The sequence below is a fragment of the Ideonella sp. B508-1 genome (assembly GCF_000333615.1).
GTDB lineage: Bacteria > Pseudomonadota > Gammaproteobacteria > Burkholderiales > Burkholderiaceae_C > Ideonella.
Map to the genome: position 1 here is coordinate 1 of NZ_BADL01000492.1, position 2,051 is coordinate 2,051.

Here is a 2,051-nt window from a genome sequence, read left to right on the forward strand (position 1 = left end):
AGGCGGTCCCGGGTCACCCCCGGCGCCTTCTGGTACTCGCGGTACACCGACAGGAAGCGCTGGGAGTCACCCTCCGCCTGCGCGACCACCCGAGACTTGTAGCCCTGAGCCTCCTCGAGCAACCGGGCCGCCGTGCCCTGCGCCTTGGGAATCACGTCGCTGGCGTAGGCCTGGCCTTCATTCTTGAAACGATCCCGGTCGGCGCCCGCCTTCACGGCGTCGTCGAAGGCGGCCTGCACCTGCTCGGGCACCTGCACGTTCTGCAGGTTCACGTTCTTGATGCTCACACCGGCATCCAGCCGGTCCAACTGGCTCTGGATGGACTGGACCAGCTCGGCCGCAATCGCATCCCGCCGCTCGTACAGCACGCCATCCACCTTGCTGCGGCCGACGATCTCGCGCACCGCGGATTCGGCCGCCTGCACCACCGCCTGCTCGGTGTCCCGGTTCTCGAACAGGAAGGCCCGGGCATCCTTGAGGGTGTATTGCACCGTGAAGCGGATGTCGACGATGTTCTCGTCCTGGGTCAGCATGGACGAGTCGCGCAGGCCCGTGGCGGGCACCACGCCCGTGCCGCCCACCTCGACGGAGCGCAACTGCGTCACCGGCACGATTTCGTGGGCCTGGAAGGGGTACGGCAGCCGCCACTGAAAGCCCGCCCCGAGGGTGGCGCTGTAGCGGCCGAAGGTCGTGATGACCGCCTGATGCCCTTCCTGCACGATGAAGGCGCCGCTGCCCAGCCAGATCAGCGCCACCACCCCGGCGATCAGGGCCACGCCCTTGCCAGCGCTCTTCATGTCAGGCTGGAAGTTGCCCGAGCCGCCCCCCTCGGGCGTGGGCCCCGAGGGCTTGCCACCGAACATGCCGGAGAGCTTGCGGTTGAAGTCCCGCCAGAGTTCGTCCAGATCCGGCGGGCCGTCGTTGCGTCCGTTGTTCAGCGTCACCGTGGCGCCGCGCAGCCGCGCCCAGCCGCCCTGCAGCAGATCTCGGGCAGCCAGGGTCAGCGCATGGAGTCGCTGCGGCCAGGAAGGAGGTGCCAGGGTGTGGTCTCGCATGGTCATGCCAGGTTGAAATCTTGGTTTCAATGATAGTCAGCCGGAGGCCGGGACGCGCCAGCAGGACTGCCGTCGGGCAACAACTGCACCGTGCCATCATCCACCGTGTCGGGGATGGGCCCTGCGTGCTCCGCGATGAGCTGCCGCAGCACGTCCAGGCCCTCTCCTGTGAGCGCACTCACGAAAACCCGGGGAACACGGCGTCCGGCCCCCAGTTCCAGTTCATCGCGCAGAACACGCGGATGCTGACCCGGCTCGATGGCATCGAGCTTGTTGTAGACCAGGATCTGGGGAATCGACTCGGCGCCGATCTCCTCCAGCACCCGCTCCACCTCCACCTGCTGTTCGTGCAGCAGCGGACTCGAGGCATCGATCACGTGCAGCAGCAGGTCGGCGTCAGCCGCTTCCTGCAGGGTTGCCCGGAAGGCCTCCACCAGCTTGTGGGGCAGGTCCCGGATGAAACCGACGGTGTCGGACAGCGAGACGGATCGCCCGGCCTCGCCCAGGTACAGCGAACGGGTGGTCGTGTCCAAGGTGGCGAACAGCTGATTGGCGGCGTAGGTGCGGGCCTTGACCAGCGCATTGAAGAGCGTGGACTTGCCCGCATTGGTGTAGCCCACCAGGGAGACCCGGTAGGTGCCGCTGCGCTCGCGCGCACGGCGCTGCGTGCCGCGCTGGCGCTTGACCTTCTCCAGCCGCAGCTTGACCTGCTTGATCCGGTCGCCAATCATGCGACGATCCAGCTCGATCTGGGCTTCGCCAGGGCCACCGCGGGTGCCGATGCCGCCCTGCTGACGCTCCAGGTGGGTCCAGCGCCGCACCAGCCTGGTGGCGATGTACTGCAGGCGAGCCAGTTCCACCTGCAGCTTGCCCTCGTGGCTCTGGGCCCGCGCCCGCAAGATCTCGAGGATCAAGGGCGTGCGGTCCGACACCGCCACGCCCAGGTGGCGCTCGAGATTGCGCTGCTGGGCTGGGGAACAGGCCCTGGTCAAAAAT

Annotated in this window: 2 protein-coding genes; both read right to left on the reverse strand. The window is 67.6% G+C overall.

All coding sequences use genetic code 11. The annotated features are described in order from the left end of the window. Nucleotides 1-1,055: FtsH protease activity modulator HflK (hflK, locus tag I73_RS19415; RefSeq protein ID WP_374701968.1), on the reverse strand; the 1,055-nt coding region annotated here is incomplete at its 3' end. A 26-nt stretch (nucleotides 1,056-1,081) separates the two neighbouring features. Beyond that, the coding region (gene hflX, locus I73_RS29225; protein WP_022982141.1) for a GTPase HflX at nucleotides 1,082-2,051 on the reverse strand (970 nt) is incomplete at its 5' end.